This is a genomic window from Corynebacterium sp. A21, assembly GCF_052266655.1.
Taxonomy (GTDB): Bacteria; Actinomycetota; Actinomycetes; order Mycobacteriales; family Mycobacteriaceae; genus Corynebacterium.
Window position 1 is genome coordinate 153,752 of the sequence record NZ_JBQPQY010000003.1, and the last position, 18,885, is coordinate 172,636.

Annotated in this window: 16 protein-coding genes; 4 read left to right on the forward strand and 12 right to left on the reverse strand. The window is 64.5% G+C overall.

Features of this window, described 5'->3' with window-relative positions; genetic code table 11:
• Positions 1-14 precede the first annotated feature (14 nt).
• The 5 genes from glmM to ACTU46_RS07140 form a co-directional block, all read right to left on the reverse strand.
• Positions 15-1,358, reverse strand: coding sequence for a phosphoglucosamine mutase (glmM, locus tag ACTU46_RS07120; protein ID WP_443380553.1), 1,344 nt, complete (start codon positions 1,356-1,358; stop codon positions 15-17).
• 57 nt (positions 1,359-1,415) lie between these two features.
• The gene (locus ACTU46_RS07125) at positions 1,416-3,074 is read right to left on the reverse strand and encodes a (2,3-dihydroxybenzoyl)adenylate synthase (protein WP_443380554.1); all 1,659 of its coding nucleotides are present in this window, start codon (positions 3,072-3,074) and stop codon (positions 1,416-1,418) included.
• Between the two features lie 23 nt (positions 3,075-3,097).
• Positions 3,098-4,936, reverse strand: coding sequence for an acetate--CoA ligase family protein (locus tag ACTU46_RS07130; protein ID WP_443380555.1), 1,839 nt, complete (start codon positions 4,934-4,936; stop codon positions 3,098-3,100).
• Between the two features lie 2 nt (positions 4,937-4,938).
• Positions 4,939-6,459 (reverse strand): FAD-dependent monooxygenase, encoded by a 1,521-nt coding sequence (locus tag ACTU46_RS07135; protein ID WP_443380556.1) that lies wholly within the window; start codon positions 6,457-6,459, stop codon positions 4,939-4,941.
• Between the two features lie 98 nt (positions 6,460-6,557).
• Complete coding sequence (locus ACTU46_RS07140; protein WP_443380557.1) at positions 6,558-7,388, reverse strand: PaaX family transcriptional regulator; 831 nt, start codon at positions 7,386-7,388, stop codon at positions 6,558-6,560.
• Between the two features lie 146 nt (positions 7,389-7,534).
• Between ACTU46_RS07140 and ACTU46_RS07145 the strand changes: the two genes are divergently transcribed.
• A complete protein-coding gene (locus ACTU46_RS07145) occupies positions 7,535-8,893 on the forward strand; it encodes an MFS transporter (protein WP_443380558.1) in 1,359 nt (452 codons plus the stop codon).
• 151 nt (positions 8,894-9,044) lie between these two features.
• Here the strand turns inward: ACTU46_RS07145 and rpsI are convergent, their stop codons facing one another.
• The 6 genes from rpsI to eccCa all read right to left on the reverse strand — a co-directional run bounded on the left by rpsI (position 9,045) and on the right by eccCa (position 15,436).
• Positions 9,045-9,593: a 30S ribosomal protein S9 gene (gene rpsI / locus ACTU46_RS07150; protein WP_443380559.1), complete on the reverse strand. Its 549-nt coding sequence runs from the start codon at positions 9,591-9,593 to the stop codon at positions 9,045-9,047.
• The gene (gene rplM, locus ACTU46_RS07155; protein WP_443380560.1) at positions 9,590-10,033 is read right to left on the reverse strand and encodes a 50S ribosomal protein L13; all 444 of its coding nucleotides are present in this window, start codon (positions 10,031-10,033) and stop codon (positions 9,590-9,592) included. Before rplM ends, rpsI begins: the two co-directional genes overlap by 4 nt.
• 332 nt (positions 10,034-10,365) lie before the next feature.
• The gene (locus tag ACTU46_RS07160; protein WP_443380561.1) at positions 10,366-10,653 is read right to left on the reverse strand and encodes a WXG100 family type VII secretion target; all 288 of its coding nucleotides are present in this window, start codon (positions 10,651-10,653) and stop codon (positions 10,366-10,368) included.
• A gap of 31 nt (positions 10,654-10,684) precedes the next feature.
• A complete protein-coding gene (locus tag ACTU46_RS07165) occupies positions 10,685-11,002 on the reverse strand; it encodes a WXG100 family type VII secretion target (RefSeq protein ID WP_443380562.1) in 318 nt (105 codons plus the stop codon).
• Between the two features lie 112 nt (positions 11,003-11,114).
• Positions 11,115-12,083 carry a type VII secretion-associated protein gene (locus ACTU46_RS07170; protein WP_443380563.1) on the reverse strand — a complete coding sequence of 323 codons (969 nt, stop codon included), beginning with the start codon at positions 12,081-12,083 and terminating at the stop codon, positions 11,115-11,117.
• Positions 12,080-15,436, reverse strand: a complete 3,357-nt coding sequence (gene eccCa, locus ACTU46_RS07175) for a type VII secretion protein EccCa (protein ID WP_443380564.1) — start codon at positions 15,434-15,436, stop codon at positions 12,080-12,082. The genes ACTU46_RS07170 and eccCa overlap by 4 nt, the downstream gene beginning before the upstream one ends.
• Between eccCa and ACTU46_RS07180 the strand changes: the two genes are divergently transcribed.
• The 3 genes from ACTU46_RS07180 (at position 15,435) to mycP (ending at position 18,449) form a co-directional block, all read left to right on the forward strand.
• Positions 15,435-15,692 (forward strand): hypothetical protein, encoded by a 258-nt coding sequence (locus tag ACTU46_RS07180; protein ID WP_443380565.1) that lies wholly within the window; start codon positions 15,435-15,437, stop codon positions 15,690-15,692. The two genes, eccCa and ACTU46_RS07180, sit on opposite strands and share 2 nt — an antisense overlap.
• A gap of 229 nt (positions 15,693-15,921) precedes the next feature.
• Positions 15,922-17,244: a type VII secretion integral membrane protein EccD gene (gene eccD, locus ACTU46_RS07185; protein ID WP_443380566.1), complete on the forward strand. Its 1,323-nt coding sequence runs from the start codon at positions 15,922-15,924 to the stop codon at positions 17,242-17,244.
• A 35-nt stretch (positions 17,245-17,279) separates the two neighbouring features.
• Positions 17,280-18,449, forward strand: a complete 1,170-nt coding sequence (mycP, locus tag ACTU46_RS07190) for a type VII secretion-associated serine protease mycosin (protein WP_443380567.1) — start codon at positions 17,280-17,282, stop codon at positions 18,447-18,449.
• On the opposite strand, the gene ACTU46_RS07195 is transcribed toward mycP, so the two are convergent.
• Positions 18,446-18,874, reverse strand: a complete 429-nt coding sequence (locus ACTU46_RS07195) for a TIGR02611 family protein (protein ID WP_443380568.1) — start codon at positions 18,872-18,874, stop codon at positions 18,446-18,448. The genes mycP and ACTU46_RS07195 overlap by 4 nt on opposite strands.
• Positions 18,875-18,885 lie beyond the last annotated feature (11 nt).

Sequence of the window (18,885 nt, forward strand, 5' to 3'; positions counted from 1 at the left end):
TCCCGGCGGGGGAACTAGACCGCAGCGACGACTGCGGAAAGCTTGCCGGCGATACGGCGGGCGCCCTCGCCATCGGCGGCCTCCACCATGACGCGGAAGAGCTCCTCAGTGCCGGAAGCCCGCAGCAGCACGCGTCCGGTGTCACCCAGCTCAGCCTCCGCCTCGGCGATGGCCTGCTGGACACTCTCGGAACCCATGATGGCGGACTTGTCCGAGACCGGCACGTTGATCAGCACCTGCGGCAGGACCTCCATGACGGCGGCCAGCTCAGCCAGGGAGCTACCGGTCTCCGCCATGCGCGCCATCAGGGTCAGCCCGGTCAGGGTGCCGTCGCCGGTGGTGCCCTGACCCGGGAGCACGATGTGGCCGGACTGCTCACCACCGAGGGAGTAGCCACCGGCGTTGAGCTCCTCAAGCACGTAGCGGTCACCGACCTTGGTGGCCTTGAGCTCGATCCCCTCACGCTTCATGGCCAGCTTCAGACCCAGGTTGCTCATCACGGTGGCCACCAGGGTGTTGTTGCGCAGCGTGTTGTTGGCCTTCTTGGCTACCGCCAGGATGGCCATGATCTGGTCACCATCGACGGTATTTCCGGCGGAGTCCACGGCGAGGCAACGGTCGGCGTCGCCATCGTGAGCCAGACCGAGGTCCGCGCCGTGCTCAATCACCGCTGCCTGCACCTGTTCGATGTGGGTGGAACCGCAGTTGTCGTTGATGTTGTAAGAGTTCGGCTTATTGTGGATCGCGATGACCTCGGCACCAGCGGCGGCATAAGCCAGCGGGGCTACCTCGGAGGCGGCACCGTTGGCGGCGTCCACCACAACCTTGATGCCCTTGAGCGGCGCGGGGACAGATTCCCGCAGGTGTGCCAGGTAGCGGTCCTGCGCGTCCGGGGCTTCCTCGATGACGCGGCCGATACCGTGGCCGGTGGGGCCGGTCTCCGGGAGATTCTCCATCGCGGCCTCGATCTGGTCCTCGATATGATCGGGGAGCTTACGGCCACCGGCGGAGAAGAACTTGATGCCGTTATCGGGCATCGGGTTGTGGCTGGCGGAGATCATCACGCCGATATCGGCGCCGTAGTCATCAGTGAGGAAGGCCACACCCGGGGTCGGGATCACGCCGACGCGGAGCACATCGACACCACGGCTTGCCAGGCCGGCGGCCAGCGCGGCGGCCAGCATCTCCCCGGAGACACGGGGATCACGGCCGATGATTGCGGTGGGTCGGCGGCTGTCGCTGCGGATGTCGGCGGTCAGCACCTGCGCTGCTGCGGCTCCCAGGCGCAACGCCAGCGAAGCGGTCAGATTCTTATTCGCCAGTCCGCGAACACCATCAGTGCCAAAAAGTCGAGTCATTCTCCTATTATGCATGGCACAACGCGGTTGAACCGGTTGAACCCGGGGAGTTACCCGTCACTTTCCCAGTTGCCCCCGAACGAACTCGCGCAACACCTTCTTGTCCATCTTGCCGATTCTGGTCATCGGAATCTCATCGATGGTAAATATCCGGGCGGGGTGCTTATAACGCGCCACCCCGAAGGCATCGAGATGATCGGTGACCTCGGTGACGGTGAGCTCAGCTCGCCCCTCCAGTTCCACAACCAGACAAATCTCCTCGCCGAGCGCCGGGTGCGGCATCGCGACCGCGGCCACCTGGTGGACCCCGGGGAGGTAATAGATGAAGGACTCCAGCTCTTCGGCGGACACCTTCTCCCCACCCCGGTTGATGATGTCCTTGTTCCGGCCGTGCACCACCAGGTTTCCGTCACTGCGGCGGTGGATCACATCGCCGGAGCCGTACCAACCCTCGTGGAAGGAGGAATCGTTGGCTTCCGGGTTCGCATAGTATCCGCGGGGAGTATAAGGGCCGCGGGTGAGAATTTCACCGCGCTCCCCTGCCGGGACATCCTGAAAGTTCTCGTCGACAATACGGATCTCATCGCCCGGGGAGACCGGCCGCCCCTGGGTGGTGTTGATCACCGCCTCCGGGTCATCCAGCCGGGTCATGTTGATCAGTCCCTCAGCCATGCCGAAGACCTGTTGGAGTCGCGCCCCCAGCACCGGCTCGACATGGACCGCCAGGGAGTCCGGCATCCGGGAGCCGCCTACCTGGACCACCCGCAAACTGCCCAGATCGTTGGTGTGTTGCTCCTGCTGGTAGTCAATCCAGGACTGGGCCACCGCTGGCACCAGGGCGGTGTGGGTAACCCCCTCCGCCGCGATCACCGGGAACACCTTACGGGGATTGGGGCTGGCGATGATGACCGACGCAGCCCCAACCAGCAGTGCGCCGAGAATTCCGGGGCAGGCCAGCGGAAAGTTGTGGCCGATCGGCATCGTCACCAAGCAGACGTCCGCCGCCCTGAAATCATTGACCGCCAGGCACACCCGGGCGTTGTAGACGTAGTCATTATGGGTGCGCACGATGAGTTTGGGAACCCCGGTGGTGCCACCTGAGAGCAGGAACACCGCTGGGTCATCGGCGGCGGGATCAGCGGCGTCGAAACGCGCACGCAGGGCCACCGGATCATCGGCGGGTTCCAGCAAGGGCCCGAGCGCTGTCTGGCCGGGGCCGGGTTCCCCGGCGATGATCACCAGCTCCAAGGAGTCGATCTCGGCGCGAAGCTCTTCCCCGAGTTCGCGGTGATCAAAGTCGCGGACCACATCACCTGCGATATAGGCGCGGGCCCGGGCGACTCCACCGAGTACCTTGAGCTCGTACTTGCGGTGGCTCGACAGCGCCAGGACAGGAATGATCCCGGCCCGCAGACAGGCCAGGAGGGTGAGGAGGAAATCAGCGCCGTTGGGCAGTGCCAGGATCACCCGGTCCCCGGCCACCAGGCCGAGACCCAGGAGCCGGGCTGCGGCGGCATCCGCCCGCCCAGCCAGGTCGCGGTAGCTGAAACGCTCTCCGGTGGTGGCATCGACCAGTGCGGTCTTATCAGGGACCCGGTCCGCGACGGCGAATACCTGATCACCGATGCTGCGGTCCTCCCAGTACCCGGCCGCCCGATAACGACGCCGGTATTCCTCCGGCCAGCGGACGATACCGCGACTCAGCTCCTCATCCATAGGTCGATGTTCCCCTTAATGCGCTAGCGTGCTCCGAGCAAGGAATCCTCTGTGGTGCGGAGAATCTCCGCAGCTCCGAGGTGGAATCCATCGCCTACCGGAACCACCGGGTTGAGAGTGATGGACTCAATGTCTTTATTGTCCACCAAAGTTGCCCCCAAGGTGGCCAGCAGGTGGGCCAATGCCGCGGTGTCCACCGGATCTGCCCCATGCCACCCGGCCAGGACGGCTCGGCCCGGCAGCTGCTTCACCATCATCTCGACATCTGCCTGGGAGATTTGCGCCCCCTTGACCGAGGGCTCAGCGATCGCTGCGGCCACACCGCCCAGCCCCAGGGTGACCACCGGGCCGAACACCGGATCACGGTGGGCACCGAGGACCATCTCCACTCCCTTCGCCGGGGCCGGGGCCGAGGTGATTCCGACGCTCGCCAGGGCGTCAAGGACATCCCCGGAACTCACATCCAGCACTTCAGCCTGAAGGTGCGGCTGTGCCAGCGACCACTGGGCATGCGCATCCCGGGCCAGTGCCTTCACCCCACGGGCGACCGCGGTGGGGCCGAGCACCACCGGCAGCTTCTTTTCCCGACCTTCGGCGATGAGCTTGGTGGTGGCGGAGGTGATGCTGTCCGTGCCTATCACCACCGGCAGCCTTCCGGCGGCACCGGCCTGCTCAACTGCGGTTGGCAGGTGCACCAGGGATTCGATGATGCTGTAGACGCCGATTGCCTTGACCCGGCTGTCTTCGGCCACCGCCTTCATGACCTCCCAGAAATTGATCGCGGGGCGACCGGTATCCACCGGGTTGTGTTGGAAGGTCAACGGCGGCAGGAGCGCTTCGATGGTGGTGATGGTCTCCCCGTGGAGATCTGCCAGCCGAACCTCCGCTTCGAGGAGATGATCGTGCATCACCAGGCCGGTGCCCGCCTGGCCGGTGAGCAGTGCGACGCCGGGGTTCTCCTCGGCGGCCAGTCGCTGGTGTTCAAACGCCATGGCGATCTCCACCAGCTCCTGTTCATCCTCGGTGACCACAGCTCCGGCCTGCTCCAGCAGGGAACGGATGAGGTGCCAGGACGTGGCCAGCGAACCGGTGTGACGCTCCGCGAACTCCTTGATGTCATGGCGGCCGATGACCAGGGACACCACCGGCTTCTTCCGCGAGGCCCGACGCACGGCTTCGAGCAGGTGGTCGCCATCGGGGATGGTCTCAATGTGGAGGAGGATGACCGAGGTGTTCTCGTCTTCCGCGAGGTAATCGACAACATCTGCCCCCGTGACACCAACACCACCGCCGATGCCGACACCCAGGCTCACACCTGCGCCGACACGCTGCAGCCGGAAGGCCAGCGAATGGTTGATGCCACCGGAGGCGGAGACGACACCGATGCCGCCGGCGGGGATCTCGGCGACCCCGGGCACGAAGCTGGCATGCAGACCGGTGGGCGGTAGGAAGAATCCCGAGGTGTTCGGGCCGAGGATACGGATGCCGGTTTCTTCCGCGGCCTGGCGCATCTCCGCGTCGAACTGATACCCCTCGCCCTGCGCCTCGGCGAAACCACCGGCACAGAGCAGTGCGGCCTTGGCCCCGCCCTTGGCGGCATCACGCAGGGAATCAGCGGTGAACTTCGCCGGTACGCAGAGGATCGCCAGATCGATCGGCTGGCCGCTGTCCCGGGCGGCGGCTTCGACACTCACATGCATGCCTTCGCCGCCGCGGGGATTGATCAGGAAGACCGGGGCGTCATAACCGGCGATGGCCTCAGCCATCACCGCACCCAGCTTGCCCGGGGACTTCGAGGCGCCGATCACGGCGATGCCGCGGGGGGCGAACAGTGGCTGCAGGTTTTCGGTGGGGTTGCTCATGATCAGATCTCTCCGGTTGCGATAGCGTCGGCGCGGCCGGACAACACCGCGGTGGCGGCGTCGTCCTCGTCTGCGTCCTCAACGAGGATAAGGGTCAGGTTCCTGATGAATCGGGCATGCTCAGCCAGCAGGCGGCGGGTCAGTTCAGTGCCCCCGTGGATGGCCACGGCCCCCTGGGAAGGCAGCTTTGCGACGGCCGCGGAAAGCTGCTCCTCGGACTCCGGGGCGCTCAGGGAGGTGAGGCCCGCTGCGCCGAGCGCCAACTCGGCGCCCGCCCCCTTGAGAACACCGTTCTCCAGAGATAGGAACCGGGTCGGGAATTCCACGCCCGCCACCTCTACCGGGGTGCTGAGGACCTCAGCGCCGTGACGGTCCTGCCAGGCGGCTTCGACGGCGTCGACAAGCTGCGGGTCACGCTGGCGGATCTTCGCCCGGTTGATGGACCGGGAGAAGAAATGGAAGGTGAACTGCAGTGGATCCAGGTTCTGGTAGTAGGTACCGAAGTGTTCCCACCAGCTCAAGGAAGGGCGCGCCGCATTCTGGACTTTGGCTACCGAGGGCTTACGCAGCTCCTGGTAGGCCTGCAGTGCGGCAGGGATGTCCTCCGGGTTCGCGGCGACCTGCTCGGCGAGGACGATCGCGTCCTCCATCGCCATCTTGGTTCCCGACCCGACGGAGAAGTGGGCGGTGTGGATGGCGTCACCGAGCAGGGCGACATTGCCGTGGTACCAGTTCCCGGTGCTGCGGGTGCGGAAGTTTCCCCAGCGGGAATTATTGACCACGACTTCGTTGCCCTCGAGCTCCGCCGCGAAGAGGGCCTCAATATAGGCCTTGGACTTCAGATCCGAGGGACCCGGTGCCTGGGTGACATCGAATTCATCGAGACCGGCATTGCGCCAGGTCTGCTCATCGGCCTCGACGATGAAGGTGGAGAGCTCACCACTGATCGGGTACGCGTGGGCGGCGAAGTTACCGTGCTCATTGCGACGGTGCAGGAAGGTCAGGCCATCAAAGATGCGGGTGGTGGCGAACCAGATGAACTTCGCCGAGGCCTCGACGGCCCGGTGCTCGAGCACGTCCTCACCGAGGCTGCGGCGGGTGGCAGAGTTGGCGCCGTCGGCGGCGACGATCAGATCAAAGCCCGGGAGTTCCGCAGGGGAGTTGATCTGGGACTGGAAGTTCAGCTCGACACCAGCGTCACGGGCGTTCTGCTGGAGCTCGCGCAGCAGATCCGCGCGATGGATGGCGGACATGCCATTGCCCGCGAAGGAGTGCTTCTCCTCCTTGGCCCAGACCTCAATGGCATCCCAGCGGCGGCCATAATCGCGCAGTGTATTATCCAGCACCGGATCAGCTGCGGTGATCCTGCGCAGGGTGGCATCGCTGAAGACCACCCCAAAGCCGAAGACATCCGTGGCCCGGTTGCGGTCATGGAGTACCACCTCGGCCGCCGGCAGCTGGCGTTTGATCAGGGTGGCGGCGAAGAGGCCGCCGGGGCCTCCGCCGATAACAGCAACTCTCATGCTCATCTCTCCCACTTTCTCTTCTCATCAGGTCACCATCACTGAAGGATGGTGACGCGCCTCATGGGAAATAATGTAACACTGAGTTGCCATTTAATCTAGATCTTGTTTTCCATTCCATGATCGCTACCCTCATCGAACATCACCTCCGCCACCTGCTCCATGGCCTGCGGCCCCAAATCACGGTGCATGTCCGTCAGGAAGGAAAACACCTCCTCCCCCGGCCACCCCGCCGGAAGCAGCGCCCGAGGCATCAAGGGGTCCCGGTAGATGAAGTTCCGATACTCATTGACCATCTGCACCCGGGCGATGAGCGCCTCCCGGGGCGTCAGTTCAGCCACCCCCTTCCCGAGCTCCTCCCGCCAGCGCCGCATGAACTCCCGATACTCCACGGCTATCCCCGCCAGATCCCAGCACTCGCCGGCCAGGCGCCGGTCCTCCCCCAAGGAACCGGTCCACATATTCGACACCATCACAGCACCATCATCAGTGCCGTACTTGCCCCGGATCGACTCCCTGAGATCCCGGGGACAGATCCAACTAGAGCTATTGAGCTGGGAAAATCCTTGCCACTCCAGTCGAGTGGTAATTTTTCTGACCTCACTTCGACTCACTCCACCTGCGCCAAAGATCACCAGCGTCCACCGGCCGATCCACACCGGCTGAGAGCGGGCGAAGATCCGTTCCCGCCCCTCATCGAGCACGGACATGAACTTTTCGGTGGCACAGTACTCGATCTCCCGACCATGCCGCTCCGTGAGAAACCAGCCCTCCTTCTTCATCCGGGAAAGCGTGACCCTGGCCGTCGCCGGCTCCACGCCGAAGATCTCAAGCAGCTGCGTGAGCTGCCCCAGCCGGATACTTCCCCCCATGTAGCGCACATAATCACCGAACAGGTCCATGACCAATTCCTTGGGTTTCGCGATCACGTTCCACTCCCTTCCTTGAAGACAATCCTAATCAGGGTCTTGAAAAACTTTATGATCCATGTTTTCATCTCAACTGTTACAAGTTACATGCATCATACTGAATGCCAATTGAGTGTTATATCACCGGCCACGATCCAGGAGTGAACATGAGCGCCACCCCTTCCCCGGCGGCAGCCGCCCCCGGCCTTTCACCGAATATCTCCCAGCCCCCGGAAAACCGAAAGCACTCCACGCCCCGGAAATCTGCGGCCTGGGTAATTCTCCTCTGCTTCTTCGCCATCATCTTCGATGGTTATGACCTGGTGGTCTACGGTGCCATCGTCCCCGATCTCCTGGCCTACGAAGCCTGGGGACTGAGCCCAGTGGAAACCGGCGCCTATGGCAGCTACGCCCTGGCCGGCATGTTCTTCGGTGCCATCATTGTCGGATACCTCACCGACATCATCGGCCGTCGCCGGGTGCTGCTGATCTGCATCACCGCCTTCTCGCTGCTCATGCTGGCCTCCGCGCTGGCCCCCTCCCCGGCGATCTTCGGTCTGACCCGCTTCCTGGCGGGCCTCGGGTTGGGTGGCGTGATCCCCACCGCCATCGCAGTGACCGTGGAGTTCTCCCAGCCACACCGCCGCAACTTCAACAACGCCCTGATGTTCTCCGGCTACGCCTTCGGCGGAATCCTGGCGTCCCTGCTGGCCATGGCGCTGCTCGAGCACCTCGGTTTCCGCGGCATGCTCGCCATCGGAGCTCTGCCGATCGTCCTCATCGTCCCCGCGATCTTCTTCCTGATGCCGGAGTCCCCGGCCTTTCTCCGGGCACATGCCCGCTTCGCCGAAGCAGAGCGCATCGAGGAAGACTACGGTCTCCTGCGCCCGCGCCGGGCACCCGCAACCGGGAATGAGGTACCTGAACCCAAGAAGGGACGTCTGGCCACCATGTTCACCGGTGTCACCGCCACCGCCACCATTCTCTTCTGCCTCGCCGGTATCGCCGGCCAGACCCTGGTCTACGGCCTGAACACCTGGATGCCACAGCTGATGATCCAGGCGAACTACTCCCTGGCATCTTCACTGAGCTTCCTGCTCACCGTCAATATCCGAGCGGTGATCGGCGTGGTGATCACCTCCTATCTGGCGGACCGCTTCGGCCCCCGGATCATCATCTTCTCCTCCTTTGTCTCATCCGGGCTGGCGCTGGTGATCATGGGAACCGGTATCCTGCCCCTGCCGGGCATGTACCTGATGGTGGCCATCGTCGGTTTCGGTTCCATCGGCGCCCAGATCCTGCTCAATGGTTTCGTGGCCACCTACTACGACAATGAAACCCGCGCCTCCGCGTTGGGACTGACCCTGGGGATCGGCCGCATCGGTGCGGTGCTCGCGATCTCCGGTGGCGGACTACTCATCGCCGCTGAGCTCAGCACCTTCATCAACTTCTCCGTCTGGGCGATCGCCGCCGCCATCGGCATCATCGCAGTGCTGCTGGTTCCCCGGCAGAAGCACAAAGCCTGAGGACATCTCCCTCAGGCTAAGCAACCCAGAGGTCAATCCCCGGGCGCGCCCACCGATGCCCGGGGATTGATCTGTTCCCTAAAAAGCCCAGGAATGGCGAATGCCGCCCCACCCAGCGGGTGAGACGGCATATGCGGCAAGCGGAGATAAATCAGCGCTTGGAGTACTGCGGGGCACGACGTGCCTTGTGCAGACCAGCCTTCTTGCGCTCGACGGCACGAGCGTCACGGGTCAGGTAGCCGGCCTTCTTCAGGGCGGCACGATCCGTCGGGTTGTACACGTTCAGTGCACGGGCGATAGCCAAGCGGAATGCACCGGCCTGACCGGTCGGGCCACCACCGGAGAGGTTAGCCTGAATGTCGAACTGGCCCTTGCGCTCGAGCAGCGCCAGCGGCTCCTGAATCATCTGCTGGTGCAGCTTGTTCGGGAAGTAATCCTCGAGGGAGCGGCCGTTGCACTTGAACTCGCCGGTACCGGGGTTCAGGCGAATGCGGACGATGGCGCGCTTACGACGGCCGACAGTCTGGATCGGGCCCTCGTGATGGATGGGGGCAGCAACGTCCTCATCTTCAGCGGACTCCACAGCGATGGCGTCACCAATGGTGTTGGTGAACTCCTCGGTGGCAGCAGCAGCGGCAGCGATGTCGGCTGCATCAGCAGCCTCGAACTCTGCGTTGTTGTCGATGTTGTTCTCGGTCACTGGGACACCTGCTTGATCTCGTAGGTCTCGGGCTTCTGGCCAGCGTAAGGGTGCTCAGCGCCAGCGAAGACGTGAAGCTTCTTGGCAGAGGCAGCGGAGAGCTTGTTGTGCGGCATCATACCGACAACAGACTCTTCGATGACGCGGGCCGGGTGGATCTCCAGCGAGCGACCAAGGGTCATGCTCTTCAGACCACCCGGGTAACCGGAGTGGCGGTAACGCATTTCGCGATCGCGCTTGTTGGAGGAGACGTGAACCTTGTCGGCGTTGATGATCACAACGTGGTCACCACAGTCAACGTTGGGTGCGTAGATCGGCTTGCCCTTGCCGCGCAGCAGATCGGCTGCGTGGGTGGCCAAGCGACCCAGGACCACGTCAGAGGCGTCGATGACGTACCACTTACGGGTAAGGTCACCGCTCTTCGGGTGGAAAGTAGACAAAATGACTCCTTAAAAGTCTGTCCAGGACTGCCGGCCAAAAAGATATGAAGGTGAAAGTTTCCTTCCGGCGGCCGGTGGAGACCCGAAAAGAACTGCTGTCCGGAAATTAACCCGAACTTCACACAAGACCACTCAATGGTAGGGTACGCGGCCCGAGAATCCAAAAAGCCTCCGTGCCCCGGGGATCCTGGATCCCCTTCAGACACGGAGGCTCTATATATAAGGTGGGCGCCAGATGTGGCTAGCCCGGTGCCACGGTCAACGGTGGGTGCTCTGCCAAGTTTCCCCCACCGCCGACAGCTGAACCGGCGCCCAGTTTCCCGACAACCGGTTTATCCCCAGCTGGCCGCGGCCATTCTGTTGACGTCGCTCATCCGCTCATTGCCTTGGGCAACGGTCCGGGAGATGGTCTCCAGGATGATGTTCAGCTCTGCGGAGGCATTGTCCCACTTGGCCTGAGCGGCAGCATAAGCCGCTGCGGATTCGCCCTCCCAGGTGCTGGTCATCGGCTGAATCTGGGACTTGAGGTCGGCCAGCAGCTGGTTGATGCGGCCGGCGGTGGAATTGATATCGGCGGCGGCGGTCTCGATGGCGCCGAATTGATATTTGATCTGGCTCACGGTCTTAAATTCCCTTTCTTGAGTGTTGCGCTTAGAGGTTCAGGCCCTGGCCGCCGACTGCGGTGAAAGCCTGTGCGTTCTGGGCCTCCATGGAGTCGAAGTTCTTGGCATTCGAGCGGATATTTCCGGAGATGCTGCTCAGCGCCTCCTGTAGCTCCCGCGCCGAGCTGTCCCAGCGCTGCATCAGGCCATCAAAGCTGGTCTGCGCGGATCCGACCCAGCTGCCGCGGACCCCGTCCACGGTGCCACGCAGACGTCCCAGTTCCCCCTGAACCTGGTTGTTGGTGTCATCGACGCGGCCTGCCGTAGCAACCATGACGTCGGCTTCTGTCCTAAACATGTTGGACATCTAACTCGCCCCTCCCCGATTGTGACGTTGTGGTGAAGAGATGACCGTAGCCCGGTCTTCTCACTTAGCTATGACTTCGCTCCTCACCGAAAGGTTCCCGGCGACAGCAGTATCAGTGGGCCAGTGCCAGAGATTCCGCGGCCATCCGGCAGGCGGCCTGCTGCGGCAGGGTCGGCTCCTGCCGGGTGTGACAACCGACGCTGAACTGGTGCTCGGTAGCCACCCAGGTGGTCCAGTTGACCTCGGAGCCATCACCGGGTTCCTCCCGGTAGAACAGTCGTCCCTGGCCGTCGCCACCGTTCAAGGTCAGGAACGGATCATCGGCGATCATCCGCTCAACCTCACGGTTGACCGCATCCTCCGGTACCGAGTGGACCGGATCCGCTGCGAGATGGATCCGTAGGTCAGGGTCCTCGCCGACCACCATGAGCAGGTCCTCCTGCGCTTCGGGATGGAATCCCGGCGGCACCGAGACCCGCAGGCCGTCATGCTCCAGAATCACCTCGGGTTCCTTGGCCCTGGTGCTCGGCGGCGGGGCACTGCTCGTCGTCGATAAGCTGGTCGGGGTCTCCCCGGCCACCATGTCCACCAGGGTGGGTTCCGTTGAGGCTGATTCCGGGTTAGCGGTGGTGGTGTCGATCACCCACCAGGAGATACCTGCCACCACCACGATCACCAGGGCGATGGCCAGATGAAGTGGGTGCAGTCCCAAGCTGCGATGGGTGGAACCGGAAGTGGGTCTTTCGATCTCCAGGTCCTCCCCGGCCTCCGGTAGCGGCCGCTCCCGGAGTACCGCGAGAGGATAGGCGGCCACGCCTTTGTTCAGCAGGGTGCGTGCCAGGATCTCGGTGGCGTTCTCATCGGCGTCCACCACCACCTCAATCTCCGGCCAGTAGAGGGAGGTCAGCTGTTTGATCTGATCCACCACCGCCGCCAGCGCCCAGCCCTCCACTACCCCGGAGCCTGGCAGATCATAACGGTAGATCGTGTCCGGACCCTCGAAAATTGTGGCGTTTTCTCCCACTCTGACCGTGACGACGGTGGCCTCGAGCACCGCTTTGACGTCTTCTTTCGCGCTCATCGCTGCTCACCTTCCGCGTCGGTGAGATCCCGGGCGACCTGGCAGGTGCCCACCACCGATCCCCGGAGCTGCCAGGTTCCCCGACCCGGTGGCTGCTGGGAGGGCTTCACCCCGAGGATCACTCCTTCGTCGCGGTCAGCGTCGAGTAACAACACTGCCGGCTGCTGATCCTTGAGCGCCCCGAGGAAGGGGGCGAACAGCGCGCGTCCCATCCCGCCGGACTTGCGGGTAACCAGGATGTGCAGCCCGATATCTCGGGCATGCGGTAACAGGTCCACCAGCTCATGGAGCACACCTTCGGCGATCAGATCCAGATCATCGATGAGCAGGTAGAGCTCCGGGCCGGACCACCAGGATCGACTGCCCAGTTCCGCCGGGGTGACTTCCGGCCCCGGCAGCCGGGCGTTCAGGGTCGCCACCAGATCTGCCAGCACGGGGGTAGTGCTCGCGGCAGCCGCAGAATAGGCGGCCACCAGATCCTCGGGAAAAGCCCCGAGGTGGGTACGTCGATGATCGAGGATCACCATTCGGGCCTTATCTCGGCCTAGTCGTGCGATGCCCTGGCCCAAGGTGCGCAGCAGGGTTGATTTTCCGGAGCCCTGGCTTCCCAGACAGAGCAGGTGCGGATGTTGCCGGGGATCCCAGTTCAGGGTCGCCAACCTGGGCCCACCGACAGCGAAGGGGATGCCAGGGTCGTCGTTGAGGGATAGTGCCGGGACCGCGATCTCCGCGGGCAGCAGCTTCAGCGGCGGGACCGGTTCCTGCCCGGCGCGCAGGGCACTGGTGGTGATGTGGGCGATGTCCTGGTTGGAGGTCTGCGCCAACAGCATGTGTTCGGCGTCCAGGGTCAATCCGCGGCCTGGTGTGGTGGGTAGTTTCTGTTGTGCCTTGCGGTCGATCAGTGAGTCCATGGCTTCTCCTAGTCGGAGTTCAATGCGATGGTGGATCAGGTCGCGGATGGCGGGTCGTAGCACGGTCCAGCGGGGTGCGCTGATGAGCAGGTGGACCCGGGCGGACAGTCCGTCGGCGGCGATGGTGCCGATTCGGTCGACGAGGTCCTCGAAGTCCGCGGCGATGCTGTGCCAGCCGTCAATGACGAGGAAGGTGTGACGCGGTTCCGGTTCCTCGATCAGTCCGGTGACCTCGTCGATGATGCGGCGCACTTTTTCGGTTTCGCCCCGGCCGGCTATCCCGGCTGTATGGGGCAGGCGGCCGAGGGTCGCTAGTGCTTGACCGCCCAGGTCCAGAAGGTAGAAGCGGACCTCTCCGGTGGTGTGGGTGGCGGCCAGGGCGGCGACGATGGTGCGCAGGGCGGTGGATTTGCCGGTCTGGGGTCCACCACAGATCGCGGCGTGTCCGCCACCGCCGGCCAGGTCGAGCAGGAAGGGGTCCTGACGTTGCAGGTAGGGGCGGTCGATGATGCCGATGGACACCGCCAGCTCCCCCATTTTCTCGGCGACCCCGGCCAATTCGATCACCGGGGGCAGGGGCGGTAGCCAGATCTGGTGGGCTTGCCCGCCCCCACGTTGACCGGCCTCGACAGCCACTGCGACAACCGCGTCCAGGAGGGTCAGTGATTCATCGAGCACCGTGGCGACCTCCGATGTCGGAGTGTCAATGTCCTCCCAGCTCCCGAAGCTGAGCACCCGGCCGCTCCCCGGGCGGGGTTCCGTGATCCGGCGGGGCAAGGGGCCGGAGACATAGGACGCCTGGAAGCGGGTGATCGTCTCGGAGTCGGATTTGAGGAATCCGGCCCCCGGGCTGGCGGGCAGGTGGTGGGCGTCAACCACCCCGAGTACCTGGCGGGATTCCGCCGCTGAGAAGGTCTTCAACCCGATGCGGTAGGACAGGTGCGAATCCAGCCCCCGCAGTCGGCCCTCCTCCAACCGCTGACTGGCCAGCAGCAGATGGACCTGCAGCGAGCGACCGAGTCTTCCCACCGCGGCAAAGAGTTCGGCGAAGTCCGGGTGTTGCCCCAGCAGCTCAGAAAACTCGTCGACGACGATGAACAACGCCGGGATCGGTGGGAGTTCGGGGCGCTCCGCCCGGGCCGCGGTGTAGTCGGTGACATTGGCGAAGTTTCCGGCCCGGCGCAGCTGTTCCTGGCGGCGGTTGAGCTCGCCGCTGATGGCCTGCTGCATGCGTTCAACCAGGACGGCCTCTTCGGCGAGGTTGGTGATCACCGCCGAGGTATGTGGCAGGGTCTCCAGTCCCAGGAAGGTCGCTCCGCCCTTGAAGTCCACCAGCACCAGGTTGAGATCCTCCGGGCTGTGCGTGGCGATCAGAGAGAGCACAAGTGTGCGAAGTAATTCAGATTTTCCACTACCCGTGGCGCCAATACACAGCCCATGCGGCCCCATGCCGCCATAGGCGGATTCCTTGAGGTCGAGCAGCAGCGGGGTGCCGGATTCGCTGAGTCCCACCGGTACCGCCAGCCGCCGGGCACCGCGCGGGGCCCACATGGTCTCGGGTGTCAGCTCCGCGATGTCACGGACCCCCAGCAGACTGAGCAGATCCCCGCTGGTGGTGCCCTGGGTCCCGGCGGGACGTCGATAAGCGCTCAGGGCCCGGGCCAACAGCACCGCCGCAGCGGTGTCGAGCCCCTCCGGGTGGCCCAGGCTCTCCGGGCCACCGGAGGTGTGGACCATGAGCTCGGTGGCAGCGCTCAGCGCCAACCCCTCCTGCTCAGCACGCTCCCCCAGGGCGGTACCTGAGTGCGAGCCCACCTCGATGATCACATCCCAGTGCGGATCATCGATGAACTCCTCGGTACCGGTGGTGGTCACCCCGTCGACGATCAGCACCCGGTGCGCGGCGACATCACTGTCACGGGTGTGCGGCAGCCACTTCAGCCATTCCCAGCCCTCCCCCAGCACCGCAATCCCCAACGTCTCCGGACCGTGGTGGAAGACCAGCTGGGTAATGATCGCCCGCGCCAGCTCGGTACCCCCCACCCCGGTGATCCCCAGGAAACGGAAGGCCCGCAATGCCACCACCACCGGCATTCCCGGCACCGTTCCCACCGCGGCGACCGTGCGACGCAGGGAGACCGCACACACCGGATCCAGATCCTCGGTCGCCCCGGAGTCCGGCACCACCACCGGCGTGTGCAGGGCGGTGACACCGGTACCGATGCGGACCTCCAGGACATCCGGGTCCCCCGTGCCCCGCTCCCACATCCGCCGGCTCCCACACAGCTGGAGCAGACTCCCCGGATCCGGGTGATGGTGAAATTCATGGGCCCGCTGCGCCGCCGCATTACCCAGGGCCTGCTCCCGCAACAGCGCCAGATGACGGAGAAAGGCCCGCCGGGTTTCATCCGTATCCTCCCCCTGTGGTGGCGCAAACATCATGAGAAAGCCCATCGCCATCATCAACGGGAAGATCAACATCATCGGACTGAACTGCCCACCTGGTTGGCCACCACCCAGGAACATCATCGCGACCATCGCCAACATGGCCGCGATCATCACCACCGGCATCAGCACCCGCAGCAAGGGCATCGGCCCAGGTCTCGCAGCCGGCGGCACCTGCTCAGCATTAAGCTGCCCGGTGGGCAACGGTGGCACCGGTTCTCTTTCCGCGGTGGTCAAAGGTACAACGACATGATTTTCTGCCACGACAAACACGTGGATTTCCCCCTGTAGATTTCCCCGATCGCCACAGCCATTCCCCTCGGTACCGCGCTAACGACTGGAACCAGGTCCCCCGACCTGATCCCACTCGCCCTCGCGCCCCGCAACTGTGGACACAGCGCCGAGCATAAGCCATGATGTGGACATCGGACAGCGGGGGCTGTCCGGCAACGATCTAGCGAGACCATATCGGGGGACCAACCGTGGCCATTGACCACGCGCTACGCCTATGCGTGCGCATACATGTCGGGACTTTTCACCGGGAGGTGGACCTGGCGGTGCCGGGAAGTTCCGCGCTGGCAGAGATACTCGAGGAGATTCTGGCACTGTGCGGCGCACCGCGGATCTCGCTGCCATGGGAAGCCCACACCGCCGCCGGACAACCACTCGATCAGACTGTCCCGGTGGGGGAATCCGGTCTGCAACAGGGCTCAGTGCTGGTGCTGCGCCCCGCCGCAGAATCCGATCCACCCCTGATCCGCGACGCCGCGGAGGCCCTCGTGGAAGGGACCTCCGCCCACCCCACCCCAGGCTTATCGACGCTCGCCTCACTGGCCGGGGCGCTCGCCCTCACCCTGGTTCTGGTGGGCTCCCCACTGCGCGAACTGCTGCCCACCGCGGTGCTCAGCGGGGTGGCCGTTCTGGTCTGCACCGCGGTACTCGCCTGGCACCGAGACCTGGAAGCCCTGGCGGTCACGGTGGTCGGATTGGCCGCCACCACCGGGATATTCACCGTCACGGACGGCCTCCAGTGGGATCTGAATGTGGCTGCCTGGGCACTGAGTGCGGGTGCCCTCGGCGCGGTGGTGGCGATCTTGGGTCTCGGCATCGCAGGAGTGCTGCACGCCCGCGCCGGGGCGGTACTCGGTACCCTTTCAGCCCTCGCGCTCTGTGCCGGTTCTACGTTGAGTTTCGGGATCTCCCCACCCGGCGCGGCCGCCGCGGTGGTGGCTGCGGTGGTCCTGATTTTACTGGTGGTACCAGCTGCCGCCGCCCAATTCGCCGGGCTGCGGGTACCGGTATTGCCCTCCGCCGGGCAGGACCTGAAGATCGCCGATCTGCCGGACCCTGGAATCGAGGACCGCGCAGGGCGGGCGGTGAGGCTGCACGAGGGCATCATCGCCGGGGCGGTACTCGGTCTTCTTCCGGCGGTGCTCATGGTCGGGATGCACGGTGGTGGATTCGCCCAGGGACTCGGGATGGCCACCACCGGCGCGTTGCTCCTGCATGCCTCCCGGCACCGCAGTCCGCTCGCCACCTGGGCGTTATTTACCGGTGGGTTGAGCGGAATACTGGCGGTGGTGCTCGCCGCTGTCCAGGGTTCCGGCCATTCTTCCCAGGTGACGCTGGCGGCGGTGGCAGCCTTGGTGGCCTTGAGTACGCCGCTATGGGCTGCCCGGATCCCCGCACTGGAGCCGACGACAGTGGTGTGGCTGGAGCGGGCGGAGTCGCTGGCGATCATCGCGGTATTCCCGCTCGCCGCCCAGCTCATGGGAATTTTCGGGATGATCCGGGGGCTGGGATGAACCAGCGGCTCCGATCAGGCAGGATCATCCTCCTCGTGCTCAGCACCTTATTCATCCCCATCCCGGGGTTCGCCCAAGAAGCACCGCAATGCGCCGTGCCGGTCCCCTATTCCACTTCGCCTCCGGAAAGCGGACTGGAGCTGGCACCGGCACATGCCCTGGCTACCGGGGCTGGAGTGAAGGTGGCGGTGATTGACACCGGCGTCGCCCCGCACCCCCGACTGGGTGAGGTGATCGACGGCGGCGACTTCCTCGGCACCCCAGATCCCCCGGAATCAGATCCGGCGGAAACGCCTACTGGCGCCTTGGTCGACTGCGATGGGCACGGCACCGTGGTGGCCGGGGTGATCGCCACCCGCCCCACCGCGGAGGATGACCTCGTCGGAGTGGCCCCCGAAGCTGAAATCATCAGCATCAGACAATCCAGTGCCCGCTACCGCACCACCGATGATTCCCCACTGGGAACCGTCGGCACCCTGGCCGGGGCCATTCACCGGGCAGTGGACCACCAGGCCCAGGTCATCTCCATCTCGGTGGTGGCCTGCGTCCCGGCGGACACCGCCGCCCACCTCAACACCGATACCCTCGATGAGGCACTCGCCCGAGCCGAGGAAGCCGGGGCCATCGTGGTGGCTGCCGCTGGCAACCTCGGCCCCAACTGCGAACCAGATTCCGTGGTCTACCCGGCTCATTCCGCCACCGTCCTGGCGGTATCCGGGTACCGCGACCCCCACCTGATCGCCGACTATTCAGTCCCGGTCCCGGCACAACCGCTACTCTCCGCCCATGGTCTCGTCCCGGTGGCCCTCTCCCCCGACGGAGCAGGACTGGCTTCCGGGCTGCAGAGTGAACAAGGGGTGGTGCCCTTCGAGGGGACCAGCTTCGCCGCCCCGGTGGTTGCCGGAACCGCGGCACTGCTCCGCCAGCGGTATCCCTATCTCAGTGCCACCGAGATCAGACAACGCATCCTGGATAGCGTGGATCCCGCCTCCGGGGCGCTGGATCCGCATCGCGCACTGAGCCAACTGCCACCGGGCAACCCGCCCGAACCCCGGGAAATTCAGGTGAGGGTGCTCTCTCAATCACCACAGGTGGCGCCGCGCCGGGCGGCGGGCTTGTTGGTGGGCTTAGGGGTGGCGGTGGTGCTGGCGGCCACGGTATTGGGGTGGCAGCGCCCCAATATCAGGAGAACAAGGCTGAATTAACGGCTCATCCCCAGCTGCAATGCCACCGGAGAGAGGAAGTTCAGGCCACCGGCATGCCACCAACCGATGGCGATGCCGGCGAAGATCACCCAGATCGCGAGGATCAACCCGGCGACCATCGAGATCCTGGTACGTAGGGTCTGCCGGTTGAACCAGGCGAAGAATCGGTCATAGACCTTCACTCCCCAGCCCAGCAGGTTATGCGCCCACTGTAGTTCCAGGGAGAGAATGCCCACGCCGAGGAAGGTGGTCAGCCAGCCCTGTCCGGGTAGCGGGATGGTGATGATCCCGATGACCAGCACCGTCCATCCCAGAGTCAGGGTCAACGGCCGAACCAGGAAGCCGTATGTGGCGTCCTTGGATCGTTGGTGGGTTTCCGAGAATTTGTGTACCCGATCGCTGACCATTTCGCGCATCGTTGCCATGGTCTACCAAC

What these genes read in the sequence shown, in the direction of transcription:
- glmM (WP_443380553.1), bottom strand. Translation starts at nt 1,358, where the DNA reads ATGACTCGACTTTTTGGCACTGATGGTGTTCGCGGACTGGCGAATAAG.
- ACTU46_RS07125 (WP_443380554.1), bottom strand. Translation starts at nt 3,074, where the DNA reads ATGGATGAGGAGCTGAGTCGCGGTATCGTCCGCTGGCCGGAGGAATAC.
- ACTU46_RS07130 (WP_443380555.1), bottom strand. Translation starts at nt 4,936, where the DNA reads ATGAGCAACCCCACCGAAAACCTGCAGCCACTGTTCGCCCCCCGCGGC.
- ACTU46_RS07135 (WP_443380556.1), bottom strand. Translation starts at nt 6,459, where the DNA reads ATGAGAGTTGCTGTTATCGGCGGAGGCCCCGGCGGCCTCTTCGCCGCC.
- ACTU46_RS07145 (WP_443380558.1), top strand. Translation starts at nt 7,535, where the DNA reads ATGAGCGCCACCCCTTCCCCGGCGGCAGCCGCCCCCGGCCTTTCACCG.
- ACTU46_RS07165 (WP_443380562.1), bottom strand. Translation starts at nt 11,002, where the DNA reads ATGTCCAACATGTTTAGGACAGAAGCCGACGTCATGGTTGCTACGGCA.
- ACTU46_RS07170 (WP_443380563.1), bottom strand. Translation starts at nt 12,083, where the DNA reads ATGAGCGCGAAAGAAGACGTCAAAGCGGTGCTCGAGGCCACCGTCGTC.
- ACTU46_RS07180 (WP_443380565.1), top strand. Translation starts at nt 15,435, where the DNA reads ATGAGAAAGCCCATCGCCATCATCAACGGGAAGATCAACATCATCGGA.
- eccCa (WP_443380564.1), bottom strand. Translation starts at nt 15,436, where the DNA reads ATGATGTTTGCGCCACCACAGGGGGAGGATACGGATGAAACCCGGCGG.
- ACTU46_RS07195 (WP_443380568.1), bottom strand. Translation starts at nt 18,874, where the DNA reads ATGGCAACGATGCGCGAAATGGTCAGCGATCGGGTACACAAATTCTCG.